This is a genomic window from Burkholderia theae (genome assembly GCF_048565265.1).
Taxonomy (GTDB): domain Bacteria; phylum Pseudomonadota; class Gammaproteobacteria; order Burkholderiales; family Burkholderiaceae; genus Burkholderia; species Burkholderia theae.
Window position 1 is genome coordinate 1,769,422 of the sequence record NZ_CP183461.1, and the last position, 19,960, is coordinate 1,789,381.

The following is a 19,960-nucleotide window of genomic DNA, read 5'->3' on the forward strand; positions in this document are numbered from 1 at the left end:
CTGGCCTGTTGCCCGAATTCCATGTCTGTTCCGTCCTCGCTTCCTCCCCGCCGCGTATCCGTCGCGCCCATGCTCGACTGGACCGATCGCCATTGCCGATCGTTCCACCGTACGCTGACGCGCGACACTTGGCTGTATACGGAGATGATCACGACGGGCGCGCTGTTGTTCGGCGATGCCCAGCGGCATCTCGCGTTCACGCCGAACGAATCGCCGGTCGCGCTGCAACTGGGCGGCAGCGAGCGTGACGATCTCGCGCGCGCCGCGAAGCTCGGCGAGCAGTGGGGCTACGACGAAATCAACCTGAATTGCGGGTGTCCGTCCGAGCGCGTGCAGCGCGGTGCGTTCGGCGCGTGCCTGATGAACGAGCCGCAGCTCGTTGCCGACTGCGTGAAGGCGATGTGCGATGCGGTGTCGGTGCCGGTCACGGTCAAGCACCGGATCGGTGTCGATGCGGTCGAGGACTACGCGTTCGTGCGCGACTTCGTCGGCACGGTGGCCGAGGCCGGTTGCGAAACGTTCGTCGTGCATGCCCGCAACGCGATCCTGAAGGGGCTGTCGCCGAAGGAGAATCGCGAGATCCCGCCGCTCAAGTACGACTATGCGTATCAGTTGAAGCGCGATTTTCCGTCGCTGGAGATCGTCATCAACGGCGGCATCAAGACGCTCGACGAGGTCGCGCAGCATCTCGAGCATGTCGATGGCGTGATGCTCGGCCGCGAGGCGTATCACAACCCGTACGTGCTTGCGGATGTCGATGCGCGCTTCTATGGATCGACCGCAGCGGTACCGACGCGCGAAGAGGCCGAGGCTCAGCTGATCGAATATTGTGCGGCCGAACTGAAGCGCGGGACCTACCTCGGCGCGATCGTGCGGCACGCGCTCGGACTGTATCGCGGCATGCCGGGCGCACGCGGCTGGCGTCGTGTGCTGTCCGACAACAAGAAGCTCGCGCGCGGCGATCTGGCCGTGTTCGACGAGGCGCGCGCGCATCTGAACGAAGCCGAAGAATTTTTTGAAAAAAAGGCTTTGCAAGATTCAAAAGACTTCGTATAATCTTGCTTCTTCGCTGCTGAAACAAAAACAGCGGAGAAACAAAGCGGTACCAGTGGTGGCTGTAGCTCAGTTGGTAGAGTCCAGGATTGTGATTCCTGTCGTCGTGGGTTCGAGTCCCATCAGCCACCCCACAGAATTCCTAGCGGTATCAAGTAGTTATAAACGGCACTGAGATTTTATCCAGTGCCGTTTTTGTTTTTAAATTCCCAAATTGGGAATTACATTCCTCTCCGCTTTACGATCTTCGTTCGATCGTAGACGCGCGCCGTCGTCGCCGGATTCGCATGCAGGTCCGGCAATGCACCGCGTTCCGCCTTATGCCGCGTCACGTAATACGCGCGCAGGTCGTGGAACGTGAATCTCCTTCCGATCTTCTTCAGCTCGAGCGCCTTGCTCATCAGCTTCGACCATTCGGTCTTGAACCCGGCCGGCGTGTAGTGCGTCGCGTATCGATTCGAGAACACGTACAGGCAGTCGTCCTTGCGAGCGGCGCGCAGGCGCGCGATCAGCTCCGTAAGCGCCGGCGTGATTTCGATGTGCTCGATCACCTCGCCGCGCTTCTTCCCGCGTTGCTTCGCGCGCTTGACCCGAATCTCGCCGGCCGCCTCGTCGATCTGCGGCCACGCGAGATCGAGGAACTCGACCTTCCGATTACCTGCGAGCGCAGCGTACTCGGCCGCCATGCCGATGACCGCCTTCTGACCGCCGAGCGACGCTACCCAGACGGCGAACGCCTGGAAGTCTTCGGGATCGGGCGCCTCGGTGCGGGGCTGTTCTTCGTTGCGTCTGACCTCGCGACAGGGGTTGTGCTTCGCCTCGCCGCGGTCGATCGCCAGGCCGATCAGGTTCGAGAGCAGGGCGGCCTCGCGGTTGGCGCGCACCGGCGCGGCGGCGCGCTCGACGCGTAGGTACTTCGACACGTGCGTGGCGTCGATATCGGCGGCACGCGTGTCACCGAAGATTTGGAGCAGGGGCCCGCTGCATTGCTTGTAGTCGTTGCGGGTGTACTGCGAGTAGCGCTGCCAGCCGGGTGTCTCCTGGAATTGTTCCCAGAGCCGCGCGATCGTGCCGACGTCGTCGCCGGCGCCGAGCAGGTCGAGCACCTTACGGATCGCGACGAGTCGGTCCTGACCGAGGTTGATCGGCTTCTTGCCGATCGGGTGATAGCGGTACGTGAAGCCTTCCTTCCGTTTCCGCGCCTCCATGCGCGGCAGGAGGCCATCACGTTCCCGGTGCTTCTTCATGCTGCGACTCTCCATTTTGGTTGCGTGCGCGGCGTCGCATCGGCACGCGGCTGGTTGATCTGCTCCCACGTGATCATCGGGTGGCCGTCGGCTTTCCGCGGTGCGTCGATGCCGAGCGCCTTCTTGATCCAGCGAGCCTGCGCCGCGCCCTGTTTCAGGCCGCCCGTCAGCTCGACGAGCTCGGCATTCGTCACGATTGGCATGGTGTTACCTCCGGGAATTCATCGTGCGTGCGGCCATCGAGGTGGCGGCCGGCAGTCTTCTTGCCGATGCGGTAGACGGTCGGCTCGTCGTCGCAGGTCAGGCCGTCATGCGCACCCGGCGTAAGCGTGCTGAACGACCATTCGCCCGCGAACCAATCGGCGACTCGCTCGGTGCGGCTCGGCGGGCCGCCGCAGTTTTCGCCCGGAGCCCACTCCCCCCATTGCTTGAACAGGAAAGGCACGCCGGCGTCTGCGCACTGGTCGCGAAGATCGCGGGCCCAGTCCGGATGCATTGGGCGCGCATCGGCGCCGCTTTCCCCGCCGCATATGATCCAGTCGGGCATCAACTCGATCGGGATTTCTCCTAGATCTCCTAGCATCGGCTCGACGCTCCAGAAGCGCACGCGGGCCGGTACCGCAAGCAGCTTTTCGGCGTCTCGCAACATTTCCGCGCGGTTGGCGATCGTCGCACCGATCCAGACGTTTTCGTGCAGGCTCGGCTTCTCGACGCGTTCGAGGTCGAATTGATACTGGGCGGCTTCGCTGACCATCGACATGACGTTGCCGATCCTCTTCGTCAGCAACAGCCAGTCAAGGTTCGGCGTGCGCTCGATCAGATCGAACAGGTCGGCGTGCCACGCCGGATCGACGGCGTTGTCGAACACGTCGGCGAGTGACGCGCAGAACACGCGCTGGCGCCGGCCGTGGATCGCGTAGAACGTGCCATTGCGATTCCACTGCAGCGGCTTGCGCCAGTTCACCGGCGACGTGCGGCGGCGTGGCGCGCCGGGCCCCCAGTTCACGGCCGTGCCGCCGCCGAAGCGTGCGTTGCGCGTCTCGGCGTAGCAGTGGTCACAGCCCGGGCCGACCTTCTGGCAGCCTTCCCATGGGTTGAATGTGTGATCGCACCATTCGATTTTCGTGTTCTCGCTCACGATGCATCTCCTGCGCGGGCGGTGTCGATTGCGGCACGCATGCCGTCGCCGCTGCGGTCCTCGCCAACTGCGTCGCACATTGCGTCCCAAATCGGCATGCCGCTATAGCTGACGCCACGGCGGTTCGCATCCAGCTCCGCACAAATCGCACGCATGCGTTCCGCGTCGAGCCGAACGTCGTCCGTCACCTTGGCGCGCGGCTCCGGCAGCGGCGAGTGCTTCGGCTTCGCTGCCTGCTTCGCGCGGATCTTTGCGATCGTCTCGGGCACGGTGATGCGTGCCAGTTCCGTCTCGCCGGCCGCGTGCATGTCCAGGCCGTTCGAGAGGCAGAGCGCGGCGAGCGTGACCATGACGCCGCCGACCTCCTGCGCCGGCTCGCCGACCGGTCGCAACCAGGTGTAGTCCACCAGCGCGTGTGCCTCCTCGCGCGTCATGTCGCACGCCTGCACCAGCTCGCCAGCCTCTTCAAAGAACCGGTGATTGCGCTCGGCGCGGTCGGCTGCGATCTCGGCACCGAAACATTCGAGCATCCACGGACGGACACGTGACTGAAATGCAGATTGCATCGACCACTCGTGGAACAGGTCGACCGTCGACGGTATCGCCATGCACCAGCCCATGAAGCGGTCGTTGTCTCTGCCGAGTTGGTACGCCTCTTCAGCGTGCGGCACGACCTCGGTGAACGGGTTTCGGTCGGGTGTGTAATCGAAGGCGAGGCGCATCGCCGCTTCGAAGCGGGCCATTTCGCGCAGCACGTCGATCGGCGAGGGCAGTGAGTTCGGGGTATTGGCGGTAGTCATTGTTCCCGGCCCTCCATGTCAGCCGCGGTGATGACGTGTTCGCGCACGTTGATGACGCTGTAGAACGTAGGCTTCGCGTGCTTCTCGATCCAGCCAGCCAACAGCGCTTCGAGTTCCGCTTTCGCTTCCGATGAGACGTCCGGGTAGCCATCCGCGTATTCGCCGACCTGGTCGTAGGCACGATCGCCCATGGTGTCGAGTACGTCATCCGCATCGCACAGGTACTTGACTGGGACGGGCGCGACATCGCCGAAGAACACGACGTCGCCGATGGCGAGGTCGTCGTGCGAGTCGAGCAGCTCATCAAGCTCGTCACACGTGAAATCCTCGTTGTTGCGACTCCAGACGACGCGCACATCAGCTGCCTGGCTGTTTTCGGTTTGGGTGGTCATAGGGTGCTCCTCAAAAGGTTTTCGTGAGATCGCGATCGATAGCTTTCCCGAGCGAACGGAGACGGTTCGCGAGGCTCGCGCGGTCGTGATGGCTGGCGGTTGCCTGACGTAGCAAGCCGAAGTACGAATTCGCGACAGGCATCAGGTCGGTGTCCGGCGTCGCGGCGACGCGCCGCAACGCTTCGTTGCGCGTTCGCTTCCGCGTCTCGCGGCGCCATGGCTTGATGACCTGGCCGACGAAGTCGATGCCGCGGTCGATCGGCTGCAGGATGGTTTTGCGCGGGTTGATCCGCGCGCCGAGTTGCGCCGGCAGGAACGCGGTGACATCGGCGAGAATCGCGTTCAGGCGCGCCGGCGATTCGTGCAGGAACACGAAATCGTCGACGTACCGGATGTAGTGCCTCGCGCCGAGCACGTGCTTCGCGCGCTGATCGAGCACGTCGAGGTACACGTTCGCGAAGAACTGGCTCGACAGGTTGCCGATCGGTAGACCGAGATGGTCGGCTTGTTCCATCAGGCGCTTGTGCGGCGGCACGAGCTCCATCATTGCCGGGTCGCCGTGGTATTCGAAGTCGGCCCGTGGATCGTGCATCAGCACGCGCTCGGTCAGCGCGCGCCAGAACGGCTCGGAGATCTTCGCGAGCAGCAGGTCGAGCAGGATCCTCTTGTCGATGCTGACGAAGAAGTTCGCGAGATCGCACTTCAGATAGAACGCGCGCCGCGACCAGTTCTGCGTGATCGAACGTACCTTCGATTCGAGGCGCTGCGCGGCGTACAGGGTGCCGCGGCCCTTGATGCAGGCGCACGAGTCGGTGATGAACGATCGCTCGAAGCGCGGGCCGATCCGGTTGTAAAGCAGGTGGTGCACGATGCGATCGCGAAACGCTGCCGCCCAGACCTCGCGCGGTTTCGGTCTCGTGATGACGAAGCACTTCGAGCGGCCGGGCGTGTAGCTGCCGTCGGCCAGCTCGTCGTACAGGCGGCGCAGGTTGCGTTCGAGCCGCATTTCGAACGCGAGCGCTGCATTGCTGTTTCGCTTCGTTCGCCGGCAGTCGAGATACGCTTCGACCAGCTCGGCGAACGAAATTGGCCCTCGATCTGCGGACGGCGCGGGCGCGCAACTCGTTGTTCTGGTGGTTGTTGTTCTGGTTGCCATTGTTGAAGTTCTGGTACCACGCCCAGCCGGAGGTATCGTGCGATCTACGTCGCCCAGCCGATTTCTCAGCCAGGAAACTGCGCTGGACCTTTCCGCACGCCGGCGGCCGGTTTCCTCATTGCGCATGGCGGTGGCCTTGTGGGCCAGCGGCACGACCAGATTGATATATCGCTCAGCCGCGAAGGCCGTGACCTTAGCGGAGCGGGCGACGGTTTGCGGCGTTCTTCCAGCCGTTGGCCTGCTTCCCTATGCTCGTCGTTTTCTCGACTGCATTCGCGTAACCGTCACGCGCGATCAGGCGCTTGTCCATGCTGAGACGAAGCAGCAGCTCGATCACCTGCAGGCGCTCGAGCAATTCGACGAGGTGCGGCGCTTTGTCGGCCGCGACGTTCGCGCGGAACACCAGCACCATGATCTCGATGCACTCCGCGCTGATCTTCTCGCCGATGCTGCGCTTGAAGTCGCGGGGCATGTTCTTGACCAGGGTGGTGACGTCATCGAGCAGCCCGTAGGCCGCTCGATATATCGGGAGTTGGTTGTGCAGGGCCACGGTGGATTAAATGATCAAAAAACTGAAGGGATAAATCTGCGGACGGCGCGGGCGCGCAACTCGTTGTCCTGGCGGTAGCGGTACTGGTCGCCATTGCCGAAGTCCTGGCACCACGCCCAGCCGGAGTTCGATTCGTGACGCTCGCCGGACCAGTACCAAGCCGACTCGAATTCACCCTTCAGGTTGGCGAACAGGAGCGACTGTTCGCGCCGCGTCGGCAGTTCGCCGCCGCGCTCGGCCGCCCATGCCTTCGCCGCTTCCCAGTCCAGATCCTCGGCATCGCCCGGCAACAGGATCAGGTAGTGGCTCAGCGAGCCGTCCTCGAGGAGGATCTGCCCGGCGATGCGCTCGCCGGCGGCGAGCGGGATCGTCACCGCGTCGACGTGGTACTCGGTTGCCCGCGGTTGCTTCTTGAACTCGTCGATCATCGCGCCAATGCGCGCGTGATCTGCTTCGAGCTGTTCGAGCGTGATCGTCATTGCTTGCTCCGTTGGGAAATGGACGAAGGGTTAAATCGACAATCTGCGGACGGCGCGGGCGCGCAACTCGCTGCCCTGGGGGTCGCTGCCCTGGTCGCCATTGAGGAAGCCCTGGTACCACGCCCAGCCGGCGTAGCCCGGGTCGGTGTCGGGCTGGTTCGACCAGTAGGCAGCCTGCTCGAACAGGTCGCGGCGCTGTTCGTAGGCGATCGCGAGCTCGGCACGCGTCGGCAAATCACCGCCGATGCTCTTGGCCCACTCCATCTGGTCCTGCCACGAGGCGCGACCGTTGTCGCCGGGCAAGAGGATCGTGTGCGTGACGTCGCCGTTGGCGTCGATGAAACCGGCGAGGTAGATCTCGCCTTCAGCGAGCGTGGGAAGCTGGATCTGCATGGTTTCTCCGGAAAAAAGAAGGGCTCCGATGAATTTCGGAGCCCTTCGAATGCCGCGCGGACCGAGGAAAGCCGCGCGGTGTATGCTCTGTTTGGTCAGCGCGGCATCCACTCGGTGCCACGCACGATCCGGCCGACCGGTTCGAGCACGAGCACCTCGGATTCCTTTTCGCTGCGCACGAGGGCGCGGCCGCGGCGCTGGGCCTTCTCGATCGATTCGTGGCGCTGCGGCTTGCAGTTCCGGCCGACGGTCACGAACAGCGGCGCACGCGCGCCGACCGGCCCGAGCGTCAGCTCGTCGATGCGGGCTTCGAGCGTCGCAGCGTTCGCGCGCCAGGTGTCGGCTTTCAGCTGCGCGGCGTCGCGCTCGGCCGTGAGGCGCTCGATGTCAGCCAGTAGATCGCAGATGCGGACCTCGGCTTCGACAACACCGCCAGCCGCGGGCGGTAGATTCGCCACGGCCTCGGCCAGCGTCGGGCCGGCGGCCACCGGCGGAACGTTGGTGGTCTGCGACGCTGGCGGCGCGGCGCCAGCGAGCCAGTACACGTATTCGTTGCCGCCGCCCGCACGCTTCTCGCGCTCGACCGTGCCGATGCCGGTCATCTTGTGCAGGACCTTCGTGACGTCGATCTGGGGAAGGCCGGTCGCGTTGGCGATCGCCTTCGCGGTCGCTTCGCGCACGTCGCCGAGGTGCTTCTCGATGAATTCGATCATGCCGCCTCCCGTACGGCTTGTGGCGTGGCGGCAGCGACCTGACCATCCTCGACCCAGAACGCTTCGATGCCTTCCGGCAGACCGGCGGCCGGCGTTTTCAGGCTCATGAATACGAGTGCCGTGTCGATCTGCTCAGTGTAGGCGAGGTCGTCGAGCCAGTAGAGCAGCCGTTCACGCTCGGGCCCGACCAGGACGTCGGCGCGATCGAGCACAAGCAGCTTCAGACCCGAGAAGTGGCTGATCGCTGCGGCGATGTGCGCATCGACGCGCCAGCGTTCCGATTCGGACAGCAGGGCGTACGCGCGCCCGGCGGCGAGGACGTCCATCTCGGGCGTGATCGTCACGTCGGCCCATTCGGACAGCTCGGCGAGCGCCGTCAGGCGCTCGTTCATCGGCGTCAGCGCCTCGCGCAGCAGGTCGGCCGGGATACCGTTTGGCGCCAGCGCGTCGGCGATGGCCTCCCATGCCACGACGTCGTCGTGCAGCGCGGCAGCCTTGCGCGCGGTTTCCTCGACTGCGACGGCGCGGCGCTCAGCGTCGCGTGCGGCCGCGATGTCCGCGTCGAGTTGCTTGCGGCGCTGCATCAGCGTGCCGAGCTCGCCGCGCGCGGCGTCGATCGCATCGCTCGGTGCCGGCGCGTCGTCTGCGCTCGCCTCGCTCTCGAGTTCCTTCAGCTGCTTGGCCGCAGCGTCGGTCGCTTCCAGCTCGGCGCGCCGGTTGCGCGCGGCGTTCTGCAGCATGGTCAGGCTGTGCTCGTATTCGGGCAGCTTGGCGACGGCCTCCTCGTCTCGCGCACCGGCCGCAGCGGCCGCAGTGAGCGCCCCGTGCAGGAAGCGCAGCAGCGTGCCGCAATCCGGACATGTGCACTCGACGCCGGCCGGCGCGGCGCCGGCGCGCACGCGCAGCGCTTCGACCTTCGGCAGGAACTCGGCGACCTGGTCGTCAGCGAGCTGCGCTAGCTCGGCCGCCTTCGCATAGCCGGATGCCTTCTCGCGCAGCGCAGCGATCCTCGATGCGCGGGCGCGAGCGGTGGATTCACCGGCCTCGGCCGCGCCGATCTGCCGCTGCAGCTCACCGACTTCGCCGTCGAGCGATGCGCGATCACCTTCGAGCTTGCGCAGCGCCGCCGCGTCGAAGCTGATAGCGGCCGGCCGCCAGGTTGCCGCCTTTTGACTGCCGTATGTTTCGCCGGTCGTCGCGCGCCACGCCTGCTTCGCGCCGCGCGCGCGATCGGCGGCGTCCTTCTGGGCGCCTTCGAATCCCGCGCGCAGCATCGGCGTGATCGCTTCGAGGCGTGCGGCGGCGGTCGGCGGCAGTGCGTCCGGTTTCAGGTTGAGCCGCGAGAGCAGCCTGCGGCGCATCTCGTCCGGGCCGATCTTCACGCCCATCAGCTCGTACAGGAACGCGCGGCGCTCGGCCGCGCCGAACTGCGCGAACCGCTGCGCGTCGAGTACCAGCGGCAGACGCTGATCCTCGGCGATTTCGCGCTTGATCTTCCCGGCGGGAAGCATGACGCTGTTCGCCTGCTCGCCGCATGCGACCACGATCTGGCCGGCCTCCGAACCCTCGGTGACGAGCGAGCCGTATTCCTTCTTCAGTGCGACGCGCACGGTGTCGCCGGTGAGCGCCATGCGCACGGCTTCCTGAAGGCTGCTCTTGCCGGCGCCGTTCGGGCCGGCGAAGAGTGCGACGGGCTTCGCGAGCCGCACGTCGGCCGCGCGAATCCCGAGCACGTTCGACACGTAGATGTCGGTGATTTTCATGGCTGGCTCCCGTTAGTCGGCGCTGATCGGCCCGCGCGCACGGCGAGCGGCACCGGCGCGCGGCTGTTGCTGAGCCTGTTCGGCTGCGGCCGTGATGGCACGCATGCGCGCCGATGCCGCTGCATTCAGGTCTGCCTTCGCGGCCTCGTCGGGCACGCCGGCGATCGCGCTGCGCGCGAGATCGAGATCCTCGGCCGTCGCGGCGGACTCGATGTCCTCGCGGATGCCGCGCACCAGGCCGGCGATGTCGAAGTCGAAACCGCCTTGACCGTGGTTGCCGTCGTCAGATGGGCCATCCTGGTCGTCGACCGGATCGGCTTGGGTTGCCGGCGGCGGCGCGCCGGCCGGGCGAGATTCCGTTGCAGGTCCAGTCTGCTCAGGCGGCGTGCCGCGCGGCACTTCTTCGGCCGGCTGCGCGCGGCCGCCGCGCAGCTCCTCGAGCGTGCTGGTCACTGCGACCGTGCCGTCGGCTCGCACTTCGACGGTATCGATCAGCTCTTCCTGTGACGAGAGACCCATGCTGATTTCGGGGGCATAGGCCCGTTGCCAAAACGCGGCAGAGCGATACACGAACATCTGGTCTGGCATCGTGAGCCACTTGCTGCCGCTTTTCTTGTTCCAGCCTTCGGCCTTGACCATCTTCCAGTCGATCCACGTGCCATTGAGACGCTCGCCGGTCGACTTCTCGATCGTCCACGCCCGGCATCCGAAGTCGTCGCTCCCTTCGGTGCCGCGCCATTCGTAGCGAAGCGTCTCGAATCGACCGCACGTGTTCACGCTGGCGATCAGGAACTTGCTCGACCAGCCGGGATTGCCATGGACGATGTACAGGTTCTGCATGACCATCAGCTCATCGGCACCGAGTCGGCGCGCGAGATTCAGCGCGATCATGCAGTTCGCGACGTTGTTCTGGTAGTGCGCCGGGACCAGCGACGAAGACGCGAACGCCTTGGCGACTCGCTGCAGCAGCTCGAAGCCCTGGAGATCGAAGAAGCCTGCACGAACGGGCGGCAGGGATGCCTCGCGCGGGGCAGGGTTGCGGATCGCTTCGAGGGTGGTAGGCGTGGACATGGATATCTCGCGAGTTAGTCGTGGAACTGGCAGGTGCTGTGGCGCGGGCAGTACTTCTTGTCGCACAGCAGCGATTTCGGGTTGGGGTAGAAGCGGCCGGATCGGAACATGTCCGCGGCGAACTGGATCAGCCCGGGTGTTTCCTCGGTACCGACCATCACGCGCTTCGAGTTCGCGATCGGCGCGGTTGCGACCTCCGGCGTGCCCTTCGTCTTCAGGCCGATAATTTCGGAGGTGTCACCGATCTCGTCGCCGGTCGTGTGTTCGTAAAGCAGCTCGTACGTGCCGATCTGCGGACCGTGTCCCTTCGTGACGGCTGCACCTTTCTGGACGGCCGACGAACCGCTCTTCAGGTCGGCGATACCGACGCCGGCCTCCGAGCGGCGCACACGTGCGCGGTCCATCGTGCCGGTGAGGCGGACGACGATGCCGCCGCCGCAGTCGATCTCGAGCGGCTTCGTCTCCATCTCGACGGCGATGAAGTTGTAGCGTGGCGCAACCTCGAGGCAGTACTTCGTCGTGAGCGACAGGCCGATGCGCTCCGCGTCGGACATGCTCAGGTCGTCGCGCTCCGGATCGAACTCATTCTCCGGATCGCGCAGCTTGTCGACGAACGCTCCGGCCGCGTCGTCGACGGTCAGGCCCGAACCATCGAGACGCGCCTGGTCGAACACGGCCGTGCCGGCATGGATGGCCGTGCCGAGCGCGGCGCGCAGGCCGACAACATTGCGCAGGTTCAGCAGGTGGATGCCTTCCCAGCGGTATGCGCAGTCGAAGAGTGCGCCCCAGCTGGACGCGCGAACGGTATAGACGGACGGGTTCATCAGGTTCTCACGAGGTTGGCGATGGCACTGGTGCCATCGGCGTTGAGGATGGCGACGGCGTACATGCACGCAGCGGCGATCAAGCTCGCGACGATGTAGCCGGCGACCGGGCTGCGAGCGTGGATTCGATCGAGCAGCGCACCGAGAAAGTCGAAGGGGGTCATCCGAGGCTCCGCAGATAGGGGCCGGCGATCAGCGAGCCGTACCAGAGGCCAGCGATCGCGAAGCCGTAGGCGGCCATCCACACGGCGCCCTCGGCGGCGCGGCGCATGCGCGGTGCGCGCGCGGCGGCGCGCAGCAGGGCGTTGTCGTTGGCAGCACGCGATACAGCCGATCGGCTGTATCGGCGAAATACAGGCTGGAGGCTGTTGAGCGAGGAGCGCATCACAGGCCCTCCCCGCAGACGCGCACATGCCGCACGGGATCTGCGACCGGCATGGGCGCCGTGTAGCCAGCCTTGCCGAGCGCCGCGTCGACGACGGCGCGGATTCCGGACGTGAGCACGGTCTTCGAGGCGACGAGCCGAAGCGCGGTTACGATGTCCGGTGCCGCCGCGATCAGCTGAGCGCGCACCTGCGACTGCTCGCCCGTGCCGAGCACGACGCAGATGCGAGCGTCTTCGCCGAGCACGACGATGCAGTTGCCGTCGTAGTCGAGGTAATCGCCGGGCTCGCACGTTTCCCACGGCCCGTGTGGGTGATTGGTCTGTCCCATGTGGTCTCTCGGTGTGGTGTGCGGCTCAGCCGCGGTGGTGGTCGTCGTTGTTCGTGATGTCGATGCCGCGCTTCAGGCGATGCAACAGAACGACGAGCGCGAGGATTGCCAGCGCGATCGCGCCGATGAGAAAACGGTTCATGTCAGGCTCCGCGAAGGCGGCGCAGCGCGGGCGCGCCGTGGTCGCTGCAGCTGCTGACGCCAGAATTACCCGGGCCGAGCTCCGAGCCGCACGACGAGCAGGTCGTCATTGCGAAGCGCGGCGCGACTGCGGCGAGATCGGCGGCCGCGACGCGACGCGCGATTTCTGCCTTGAGCACGCCCCGGCACATGTTCCACACCTCGTACACGTCCTCGATGTAGCCGCGGCGCAGTGCCGCGTCGAGCACTGCGATCTGGTCGGCCGAGAACGGCAACACGTCGAAGGTCACGCGTTCGGCGATTGCTTCGTTGCGCTCGTCGCGCGCCAGCTCCGCATCGTCGGCCGCTGCTTGTTGGCGATCGGCGCTCGCATCCTTCCGTGCCGGGAGGGTGCGGACGTTACCGCCCGTCGAATTGTTCAGATGCATCGCACCGTCCATGCAGTTGAAATGGATGAAGGGTTAAATCGACAATCTGCGGACGGCGCGGGCGCGCAACTCGAGGTACTGGTGGTTGCAGTACTGGCCGCCATCGTAGAAGTACTGGGACCACGCCCAGCCGGAGTAACCGGGATCGGTGTCCGGCTGGCGCGTCCAGTACGCGTCGCGCTCGAACTCGTCGCGATGGTTTTCCAGCAGGAACAGCATTTCGATGCGCGTCGGCAGGTCGCCGCCGATCGACTTCGCCCACTCCATCTGTGCCTGCCAGCTGGCGTCATCGTTGTCACCCGGCAACAGCACGACGTGGTGCAGCTCGCCGGCCGTGTTGGCGACGATGCCGACGTAGATCTCGCCTTCGGCGAGCTGGGGAATCGTTGCAGCGGCGGGGGTAGGCATGTTCATGGAAACTCCAGATCGGAAGAACTACTAAGTAAATTGGGGTGTGAAACGTCGAATGCTGCTCTTTGCTCCAGCTCTCACCGGTGGCGCCTCGGAGAACGAACCGCCACTGGTCAGAACTGCATCGCTCGCGCGCCCGGCTACTCCCGGCCGTGCCGGCTCCGGGTCGCGCGAGGTTCTGTGCCGATTACCACGCCATCGGTCACGTGTTGCTGGCTGTCTTGCATCAGGCTCGCCCGGCGCACAGCGGTCTTCCGCTGCGTCCGTCCTGACTCACGGCGCTGATCGCGCCGGCCGGTTGCTCCGCGTGAGCGGTCCCGGCATACCTTCGATTGTTAGAGAGCGATCCGCCTGGGCGGTGGCGCAGCGCGTTGTGTGCTGCGTTGGATGGAATTAAACACGATGTTTATTCGCGTGTCAAACACCATGTTTATTTTTGCGGAAGGGCCGAGAGATGGCGCAAAAAAGCCCGCTCGTGGCGGGCTAGGGCGCATGAAAAAGAAAAGCCCCGCATGGAGCGGGGCCTCGAATAATTAGGGACTTACCATCCCATTTTCTTGAGAAATCCAGGCAGGAGCTGGGCAAGGAATATTGCCCCAACCACCCACATGATGATGGTTGCCTTTGCCTCGGCTACAGAGGTTTTGACCGCCTCGACATCAGCCTTGGTCGCATAGTTGGCGCGCACAACCGCGACGTCTTGTTGCAACGTCGTCAATGTGGCCTCCAGCTTTTTCACACGCTCTTCCATGCCACCATCATTGCCGCCACCACCGCTAGTGTCAAGAGATGAACCATTGCCGGTCGTACCGTTTCGGGTCGGCCTCTCGAATTTATGCACTCCCATGCGAAGCCTCGTCATCAAACATTTCAAGATATCCACAGACGGGGCATCGGTATAGCGCCACGGTGAAAACATTTCCTGATGGGCCTGTCGAAGTCATTGGCGTTCCGACTGCAGATCCTGCGACGAACGTCTGGCTGGTCACGCCAAGGAGCGTCCATCTATGCGTATTCGTATCATGCCCTTCGTTAGCAACCTCGAGGTTGCCGTGGCCGTATCGACATGTTGGCGTAATTTTCATCAATTCCCCCCGGCCCAACCAGAGCCCGATCGATAAATGACTTCACCCATGATCGAGACAGAGTTCATGTGCTCGAGTGTTACGGTCTTGTCAGGATATTTTCCCGAGTTGATCGAATGAAGGGCGATCGCGCCACCGGCCAGCTTGAATATCTGTTTCACGAGTGGCTCGTCTGCGAAATAGATCGCATACACCTTCCCATCCCGGATGCTGTTCTTCGCTGTGTCGACCATGATCATGTCACGGTCGAACAGGTAGGGCTCCATGCTGTCACCGTGAACCCGGACGAGCCGGCAATCTTTCGGCTTCGAGCCGAGCGAGCGGAAAAAGCCAATATCGAACGGCAGGGCCTTCTTTTGCCGAATCTCCCACTGAATCAAACCAGTCCCCGCGCTGAATCTGTAGTCGTATGTGTCCAGCCAGACGCGGTTATCGTCCGGCGGTAGATCGTCTGGATGCTCCCACACCAGGACGTTCCCTTGGTCTTCGGGAAGAGAGTGCTTTGGGTCAACTCCAGACGGAGGCGTCTCGGATGTGAGCATTGCGCCGATGCCATCCTCGATCCATGTTGCGCTGATCCCCAACTCTTTCTGGGCCAGTAGACGCCCTTGCTTGGATACCCCACTCCCACGGTAGGACCAATTGTTGATCGTCTGCTCGCTCTGATTGAGCGCGCGGGCGAGGTCGACCGGCGACTCAATGTCGGGCCGAACCTTCTTTGCAGCCTCGAATAGCCGGCTTGCCGTGGCGTGCATCACTTTTTCCATGGCGCGATTTTCTCGCGTGTAAACGTCTTGTTGATACACGTGGTGTTTGCAAACATCATAAACATCGTGTTTAATGCGGGCATGGATACGACCGATACCTCCCCACACCCCGACTGGCAGCTCATTGAGCGCCATGGGGGCGCCTCGAAAGTTGCTCGGCTCCTTGGCTATTCGGAGAAGGGGGGCGCGCAACGCGTCCACAACTGGAAATATCGCGGCATTCCACCCGAGGTGAAGATCCAGCACCCCGATCTATTTTTGACGGAGCTGCTCGAGCCGACCAAGAAACGCACGAAGGAGGGGAAGTGAAGAAGACCCGCGTGTTCGAGCCGGTTCGCGCTGATCGGAAGCCGTCGAGTGACAAGCGTGCGCGTCCCGCTTCGATCGGTACGTACGAAGTCCGATGCGAATGCGTCGTGAACGTCAAGCTCGAGGGCTTCGGAGCGGGAGCTGGTGGTGGGGGCGGTAGTTCGCTCAATTCACCAAGCCGGGTCCTGCTTTCAGCTGTTCCGCCTGCTGTTGAAGGTAAATCGTGAGCTGCTCTGCCGAACTTGGTGGCAACGCAAACGCGAGCCAGCCGAGGCCAGGGTGCCTCAGGGCCAACATCGATGCGCTGATCATGTGGTTCAGCTCGGTCCAGAAACGCGGATCGACTTGCGCAGGCATCTGGCTCCCGATTGGCGGATCCATCGGCACGGGCGGCTCCATAGCCTCCCGCATCGACGCTAAGGCCGCGATTAGTTTTTCGATCGTGTTTGCCTCCAGCGGCTGAGCCGAATTGCCGTTTTGATAGTTGATCGAAAGTTGTCCGTCGTTCTCGATCAGCTCGACCGTTACAAGAGTTTTCATGCGAACCCCGTTGTGTGTGGGTTGAGGAAGTAGAGAGCTTCGATTCTCGCATAGCGGTGGTTCGCATCTTTTTGCAGTCAGCCAGGTGTTGCCCTGGCTTTTATTTCGCCCGGCGCCCAACTGGGTAATCAAGTGGGTATTCAACTGGGTAACGATTGATTTTTCGTATGAACCAGACCGAATTCAGGATGTTCGCGCCGTGGGTGCAGGCGGCAACGCTGCCGGACGGGGACGTCGAGGCAATGAGCTTCGAGGACTGCCTGGCACGTGCGCTCGAGCTCGGCCTGCGCCGCTTCGATCGCAAGACGCTCGCGCACAACTGCGGGATCCACTATCCGCACTTCGCCGACCTGGTCGCTGGCCGCCGGCCGTTCCCCGCGACGAAACTGCACTTGTTCTGCATGTTCACGGGCTGCGACTACCCGCGCCAGTGGCTCGCGATTCAGGAGCGCAGGGCGATCGAGGAATACCGACGACTCAGCCAACAGGCGATCGGTGAGTTCGTACAGCAGGCGTTCGGCCAGCGGCAGGCGGCGGCATGACGTTGACCCTCGGCCAGCGCGACATCGGCAAGCCCTTCGCCGTCAAACTCGGGCGCCCCATGACCTACCTCGGCACCGTCGAGGAAAAGCACCTCTTCATCTACCGCGATCCGCCGCAGGATTACCTCGCCTTCCGGGCCGACCAGCTCTGGATGCTGGAGCGCGTTCGTCCGGAAGCGGCGCCGGTTTCTGCTGGGCCTCGCTGATGAGCCACATCCCGAATCCTCTCACCGTAGCTCGGGGATCCTGATGAATTACTACCCCCATCACATAGGCGATTTCCGGTCCGGCACGGTCAACATGACCCGTGTCGAGCGCTGGATCTATCGCGACCTGATCGACGTCTACTACGACACCGAGAAGCCGCTCCCGCTCGATCTCGACGCGGTGTGCTACGCCGTCGGCGTCAGCGCCGAGGAAGAGCGTCGTGCGGTCGCCAATCTGCTGCGCTTCAAATTCACCCAGACCGACGCCGGCTATGTGCACGATCGCTGCGAAATCGAGATCGCCGCGTACCGGTTGCGCGCCGAAACTGCTCAGGAGAACGGGAAGAAGGGCGGACGGCCTAAAAAGCGAACCGCTACCGGATCGGGTACCAAACAGAACCCATCAGAAACCCAAGAAAAACCCAGTGGGTTTCAATCCGGTTCCAATCCGGATGCCAGCGCCCACCCAGACATAACCGGTTCTAAAACTAACCAAGAACCAATAACCAATAACCAAGAAGTAAACATAAGCGGCGGCGGCACAGCACAGGCAGTAGGTGACGACGCGCAGAACGCCGCCGCCGCCTTCGTCGAAATCCTTCGCTCGAACGGGGTCGGCTTCGCTGCCGACGACGAGCGCGTGCTCAGTTGGCCTGCGCTCGGCGCGACACCGCTGGACCTGCGCACGGCGATTCAGATCGGGTTGCTGCGCCGGAAGCGCGAGCGGTCAGACCAGCCGCTGAACATCGGCCTGCTGAACTCGCTGCTGCCCGAGGCGATTGCGCAGCGCACCAGCCGCGCCGGCACCAGCTCGACCACCGCGCCCGCTGGCCCCTGGCACACAAGCTGGGCCGGGATCGTCGCGCAAGGACGCGCGCTCGGCCTCGAGCAGGGTGAGCACGAGACGTGTCCCGAATTCAAGCTGCGCGTGTTTCACGCCTCTGGCGACGGTCCGTGGCTGGACGAGCACAACCGCGCATTTCGCAACAGCGCCGGCCCGGTCGCGGCTGGCTCGATCCTGGAGGCCGGCCGATGAGCCCCGAGCAGCAGCACCCGATCGCCGCGCGTAGCGTCGAATTCACCGTTCCGGGCACGCCGGTCGCGAAGGGCCGTCCGCGCTTCTCACGCCAAGGCGGCCACGTGCGCACGCACACGCCCGAGAAGACCGAGCGCTACGAGAACCTCGTGAAGATGGCCGCTAGCGCCGCGATGCGCAGCACCGAGCCATACGCCGGTCCTATCCGTCTCGTCGTGCACATCGGCATGCCCATCCCGACGAGCTGGTCGCAGAAGCGTCAACGCGCGGCCGCTGCCGGCGAGATCGGCGCCACCAAGAAGCCGGACGCCGACAACGTTGTCAAGGCGTTGAAAGATGGCATGAACGGAGTCGTGTACATCGACGACGGCCAGGTCGTCGATCTCAGGGTTTCGAAGCGTTACGCAGTTGTGCCCGGCGTGCGCGTCGAAGCCATCGAACTGAACCTGCAGCGAGCATAGGGAGGGCCCTTTGAAGATGAAAACCACGAAAATCACCCTCGACACGGTGCTGTCGGTCATGAAGCCTGGTCAGCGCTACACGGCGCACGATCTCGCGCGCAGCTCTAACGTGCCGCTGTCGACCGTGCGGCACCTGCTCGCGAGCGACCGCGCAGCGACGCGCATCGACGTGAAACGCGGCGAGAAGCGCGGCCGCATGTTCTCGCTCGCCGGCACGTGTGGCGGCGACAGGCACGTCGACGAGCGGATCCGCCCGGACTTCACGAGCCATCTCACGGGATACGCCGGCTGGCTCGGCAGCGTGCGCGCGCTGGCCATGACGACGCGGGGTGCTCGATGAGCAGCTTCCGCAGCATCGAGGAACGGCTCGACAACTGGGGTAGCACGGTTCGCTCGCCGCGGTTCAAGCCGGAGGTGTGCGCGCAGTGGGCCCGCCTTCACGTCGCGCTGCGCGATAAGGCACTCGCCGAGATGACGATACCGCCGGAGCAGAAGGACGGGTGGATCGTCGAGGCGGCATGGTCGGCCATGCCGAACCACGTTGCGAAATGGGTGCTGAAGTACACCTACGTCTGGCGCATGGGCCCCGATCAGGTGCAGACACGGATGCGGAAGGTGCACAACGTCGTGCTGCGCGGCCGGCGGTTCGAGCTGGTACTCGCCGATGCGCACCGCGCGATCTCGCAGAGCATCGTCAAGTTCACCGCCGCATCGGTCATCGGAAAAATTGCATCGAGCGGTTGTAAACCCTCGGAATCTGTTCTATGATCCTCGGCAGATTACCGATTCCGCCTTGCGCGTGAGCTTTTGCTTCCCAGTTGGGAGGCAGACGCGCGAGGATACGAAGCCCCGTAGGCGACAGCCACGGGGCTTTTTGCATTGGGGCGCCGCCATGGGTTTCCGCATCTTCGAATCTTGCATGTATCGCGATCCGATGCTCGTGCTGGAGGCAAAGCAGGAGGCCGAGCAGCGCGAGCGGCAGCGCCAGGCGCTCAAGAACGAGCCGAGCCCCGCGCGCCGCGCGGCTGAGGCGCTGTTCGATCTGCCGCCGCGGCGGGATAGCGTCGCATGACCAGGGCGCAGAAGGCAGAGCCCGCCAGCAACCGGCCCATGCCTCCCGACGCGCTTTTCGAGCCGTCGAACTGGTTTCGACGCCTCATGCCGGCCGATGGCGTGAACGACTGGGTGCATCACACGTTCCTGCGCGACGGCGCGACGCTTCACAACGTCGACCACGCGCACCTGGTCGACGCCGACGTCGCCTACCTCTGGGCGGCCGTCGAGAATGTCCGACAGATGCGCCGCGTCGTCGGCCAGTGCGAAGAGGTGATGATCCGGGCTGGCGGCTGGCAGCGCGCCAGGCAGGAACAGCAGCTCTGCGAATGGTTCGGCCGCGTGCCCGCGTTCCTGATCACGCTCGATGCGCACTACGCGCGCGAATGCAGCGACATGGAGTGGTGCGCGCTCGTGGAGCACGAGCTGTATCACATCGGCCAGCGCGATGACGGGTTCGGCGCGCCAGCATTCACGAAGGACGGCATGCCGAAGCTTGGCATTCGCGGGCACGACGTCGAGGAATTCGTCGGCATCGTCCGGCGCTACGGCGTTGGCGGCGGCGCTGGCGATACCGCGAAGCTCGTCGACGCCGCGAGGCGCGCGCCCGAGGTCGGCCACGTCGACATCGCGCGAGCCTGCGGCACCTGCATCCTGCGCGCTGCATAGCCTACTGAACGCATCACGC

General features: G+C 64.3%; 31 protein-coding genes and 1 tRNA gene. 11 read left to right on the top strand and 21 right to left on the bottom strand.

The features are described 5' to 3' along the window. The first annotated feature begins 69 nt into the window (after positions 1 to 69). Positions 70 to 1,056: a tRNA dihydrouridine(20/20a) synthase DusA gene (dusA, locus tag ACN22W_RS08200; RefSeq protein ID WP_419687217.1), complete on the top strand. Its 987-nt coding sequence runs from the start codon at positions 70 to 72 to the stop codon at positions 1,054 to 1,056. Positions 1,057 to 1,111: 55 nt separating this feature from the next. Next, positions 1,112 to 1,187, top strand: a tRNA-His gene (locus ACN22W_RS08205). Between the two features lie 87 nt (positions 1,188 to 1,274). Here the strand turns inward: ACN22W_RS08205 and ACN22W_RS08210 are convergent. From ACN22W_RS08210 to ACN22W_RS08305, 20 genes are all read right to left on the bottom strand, one after another. Continuing rightward, entirely contained in the window at positions 1,275 to 2,300 is a 1,026-nt protein-coding gene (locus ACN22W_RS08210) for a tyrosine-type recombinase/integrase (RefSeq protein WP_419687218.1), read from the bottom strand. Next, a complete protein-coding gene (locus tag ACN22W_RS08215) occupies positions 2,297 to 2,503 on the bottom strand; it encodes a DUF4224 domain-containing protein (RefSeq protein ID WP_419687220.1) in 207 nt (68 codons plus the stop codon). The genes ACN22W_RS08210 and ACN22W_RS08215 overlap by 4 nt, the downstream gene beginning before the upstream one ends. Beyond that, the gene (locus ACN22W_RS08220) at positions 2,491 to 3,438 is read right to left on the bottom strand and encodes a phage Gp37/Gp68 family protein (RefSeq protein WP_419687388.1); all 948 of its coding nucleotides are present in this window, start codon (positions 3,436 to 3,438) and stop codon (positions 2,491 to 2,493) included. The genes ACN22W_RS08215 and ACN22W_RS08220 overlap by 13 nt, the downstream gene beginning before the upstream one ends. After that, positions 3,435 to 4,238, bottom strand: a complete 804-nt coding sequence (locus ACN22W_RS08225; RefSeq protein WP_419687221.1) for a hypothetical protein — start codon at positions 4,236 to 4,238, stop codon at positions 3,435 to 3,437. Before ACN22W_RS08225 ends, ACN22W_RS08220 begins: the two co-directional genes overlap by 4 nt. After that, positions 4,235 to 4,630 carry a hypothetical protein gene (locus tag ACN22W_RS08230; protein ID WP_419687223.1) on the bottom strand — a complete coding sequence of 132 codons (396 nt, stop codon included), beginning with the start codon at positions 4,628 to 4,630 and terminating at the stop codon, positions 4,235 to 4,237. The genes ACN22W_RS08225 and ACN22W_RS08230 overlap by 4 nt, the downstream gene beginning before the upstream one ends. A 10-nt stretch (positions 4,631 to 4,640) precedes the next feature. Then, positions 4,641 to 5,636, bottom strand: a complete 996-nt coding sequence (locus tag ACN22W_RS08235; protein ID WP_419687224.1) for an RNA-directed DNA polymerase — start codon at positions 5,634 to 5,636, stop codon at positions 4,641 to 4,643. A 343-nt stretch (positions 5,637 to 5,979) separates the two neighbouring features. Then, entirely contained in the window at positions 5,980 to 6,336 is a 357-nt protein-coding gene (locus ACN22W_RS08240; protein WP_419687225.1) for a four helix bundle protein, read from the bottom strand. A gap of 14 nt (positions 6,337 to 6,350) precedes the next feature. After that, positions 6,351 to 6,815 carry a DUF1566 domain-containing protein gene (locus ACN22W_RS08245; protein WP_419687226.1) on the bottom strand — a complete coding sequence of 155 codons (465 nt, stop codon included), beginning with the start codon at positions 6,813 to 6,815 and terminating at the stop codon, positions 6,351 to 6,353. A gap of 30 nt (positions 6,816 to 6,845) precedes the next feature. Further along, positions 6,846 to 7,208, bottom strand: a complete 363-nt coding sequence (locus ACN22W_RS08250) for a DUF1566 domain-containing protein (protein WP_419687228.1) — start codon at positions 7,206 to 7,208, stop codon at positions 6,846 to 6,848. Between the two features lie 95 nt (positions 7,209 to 7,303). Then, positions 7,304 to 7,921, bottom strand: a complete 618-nt coding sequence (locus ACN22W_RS08255; protein ID WP_419687230.1) for a 1-pyrroline-5-carboxylate dehydrogenase — start codon at positions 7,919 to 7,921, stop codon at positions 7,304 to 7,306. After that, positions 7,918 to 9,684: an AAA family ATPase gene (locus ACN22W_RS08260; protein ID WP_419687231.1), complete on the bottom strand. Its 1,767-nt coding sequence runs from the start codon at positions 9,682 to 9,684 to the stop codon at positions 7,918 to 7,920. The genes ACN22W_RS08255 and ACN22W_RS08260 overlap by 4 nt, the downstream gene beginning before the upstream one ends. Before the next feature lie 12 nt (positions 9,685 to 9,696). Continuing rightward, positions 9,697 to 10,821: a hypothetical protein gene (locus ACN22W_RS08265; protein WP_419687233.1), complete on the bottom strand. Its 1,125-nt coding sequence runs from the start codon at positions 10,819 to 10,821 to the stop codon at positions 9,697 to 9,699. Continuing rightward, the gene (locus ACN22W_RS08270) at positions 10,770 to 11,579 is read right to left on the bottom strand and encodes a RecB family exonuclease (protein ID WP_256085945.1); all 810 of its coding nucleotides are present in this window, start codon (positions 11,577 to 11,579) and stop codon (positions 10,770 to 10,772) included. The genes ACN22W_RS08265 and ACN22W_RS08270 overlap by 52 nt, the downstream gene beginning before the upstream one ends. Further along, entirely contained in the window at positions 11,579 to 11,743 is a 165-nt protein-coding gene (locus tag ACN22W_RS08275; RefSeq protein WP_256085946.1) for a hypothetical protein, read from the bottom strand. The genes ACN22W_RS08270 and ACN22W_RS08275 overlap by 1 nt, the downstream gene beginning before the upstream one ends. Then, a complete protein-coding gene (locus ACN22W_RS08280) occupies positions 11,740 to 11,964 on the bottom strand; it encodes a hypothetical protein (RefSeq protein ID WP_419687235.1) in 225 nt (74 codons plus the stop codon). Before ACN22W_RS08280 ends, ACN22W_RS08275 begins: the two co-directional genes overlap by 4 nt. After that, complete coding sequence (locus ACN22W_RS08285) at positions 11,964 to 12,293, bottom strand: hypothetical protein (protein ID WP_419687237.1); 330 nt, start codon at positions 12,291 to 12,293, stop codon at positions 11,964 to 11,966. The genes ACN22W_RS08280 and ACN22W_RS08285 overlap by 1 nt, the downstream gene beginning before the upstream one ends. A 143-nt stretch (positions 12,294 to 12,436) precedes the next feature. Next, on the bottom strand, positions 12,437 to 12,862 hold the full coding sequence (locus ACN22W_RS08290) for a hypothetical protein (protein WP_419687239.1): 426 nt from the start codon (positions 12,860 to 12,862) through the stop codon (positions 12,437 to 12,439). A 33-nt stretch (positions 12,863 to 12,895) separates the two neighbouring features. Then, a complete protein-coding gene (locus ACN22W_RS08295) occupies positions 12,896 to 13,276 on the bottom strand; it encodes a DUF1566 domain-containing protein (protein WP_419687240.1) in 381 nt (126 codons plus the stop codon). Positions 13,277 to 13,814: 538 nt separating this feature from the next. Continuing rightward, complete coding sequence (locus ACN22W_RS08300; RefSeq protein ID WP_419687241.1) at positions 13,815 to 14,120, bottom strand: hypothetical protein; 306 nt, start codon at positions 14,118 to 14,120, stop codon at positions 13,815 to 13,817. A gap of 237 nt (positions 14,121 to 14,357) precedes the next feature. Continuing rightward, positions 14,358 to 15,125, bottom strand: coding sequence for a S24 family peptidase (locus ACN22W_RS08305; protein ID WP_419687242.1), 768 nt, complete (start codon positions 15,123 to 15,125; stop codon positions 14,358 to 14,360). On the opposite strand from ACN22W_RS08305, the gene ACN22W_RS08310 reads away from it, so the two are divergent. Further along, a complete protein-coding gene (locus ACN22W_RS08310) occupies positions 15,108 to 15,434 on the top strand; it encodes a hypothetical protein (protein ID WP_419687243.1) in 327 nt (108 codons plus the stop codon). The two genes, ACN22W_RS08305 and ACN22W_RS08310, sit on opposite strands and share 18 nt — an antisense overlap. Positions 15,435 to 15,599: 165 nt before the next feature. Here the strand turns inward: ACN22W_RS08310 and ACN22W_RS08315 are convergent, their stop codons facing one another. Then, positions 15,600 to 15,974: a hypothetical protein gene (locus ACN22W_RS08315; RefSeq protein ID WP_419687245.1), complete on the bottom strand. Its 375-nt coding sequence runs from the start codon at positions 15,972 to 15,974 to the stop codon at positions 15,600 to 15,602. 167 nt (positions 15,975 to 16,141) lie between these two features. Between ACN22W_RS08315 and ACN22W_RS08320 the strand changes: the two genes are divergently transcribed. The 8 genes from ACN22W_RS08320 (at position 16,142) to ACN22W_RS08355 (ending at position 19,941) form a co-directional block, all read left to right on the top strand. Then, entirely contained in the window at positions 16,142 to 16,516 is a 375-nt protein-coding gene (locus ACN22W_RS08320; protein ID WP_124492638.1) for a hypothetical protein, read from the top strand. Continuing rightward, positions 16,513 to 16,722: a hypothetical protein gene (locus tag ACN22W_RS08325; RefSeq protein WP_419687247.1), complete on the top strand. Its 210-nt coding sequence runs from the start codon at positions 16,513 to 16,515 to the stop codon at positions 16,720 to 16,722. The genes ACN22W_RS08320 and ACN22W_RS08325 overlap by 4 nt, the downstream gene beginning before the upstream one ends. A gap of 43 nt (positions 16,723 to 16,765) precedes the next feature. Next, the gene (locus ACN22W_RS08330; RefSeq protein WP_419687248.1) at positions 16,766 to 17,758 is read left to right on the top strand and encodes a YdaU family protein; all 993 of its coding nucleotides are present in this window, start codon (positions 16,766 to 16,768) and stop codon (positions 17,756 to 17,758) included. Beyond that, entirely contained in the window at positions 17,755 to 18,219 is a 465-nt protein-coding gene (locus ACN22W_RS08335; RefSeq protein WP_419687250.1) for a RusA family crossover junction endodeoxyribonuclease, read from the top strand. Before ACN22W_RS08330 ends, ACN22W_RS08335 begins: the two co-directional genes overlap by 4 nt. 10 nt (positions 18,220 to 18,229) lie before the next feature. Further along, positions 18,230 to 18,559 (top strand): hypothetical protein, encoded by a 330-nt coding sequence (locus tag ACN22W_RS08340; RefSeq protein WP_419687251.1) that lies wholly within the window; start codon positions 18,230 to 18,232, stop codon positions 18,557 to 18,559. After that, positions 18,556 to 18,987 carry a hypothetical protein gene (locus tag ACN22W_RS08345; RefSeq protein WP_419687253.1) on the top strand — a complete coding sequence of 144 codons (432 nt, stop codon included), beginning with the start codon at positions 18,556 to 18,558 and terminating at the stop codon, positions 18,985 to 18,987. The genes ACN22W_RS08340 and ACN22W_RS08345 overlap by 4 nt, the downstream gene beginning before the upstream one ends. Before the next feature lie 124 nt (positions 18,988 to 19,111). Next, positions 19,112 to 19,291: a hypothetical protein gene (locus ACN22W_RS08350; protein ID WP_419687254.1), complete on the top strand. Its 180-nt coding sequence runs from the start codon at positions 19,112 to 19,114 to the stop codon at positions 19,289 to 19,291. Continuing rightward, entirely contained in the window at positions 19,288 to 19,941 is a 654-nt protein-coding gene (locus ACN22W_RS08355) for a putative metallopeptidase (protein ID WP_419687255.1), read from the top strand. The genes ACN22W_RS08350 and ACN22W_RS08355 overlap by 4 nt, the downstream gene beginning before the upstream one ends. Positions 19,942 to 19,960: the final 19 nt, after the last annotated feature.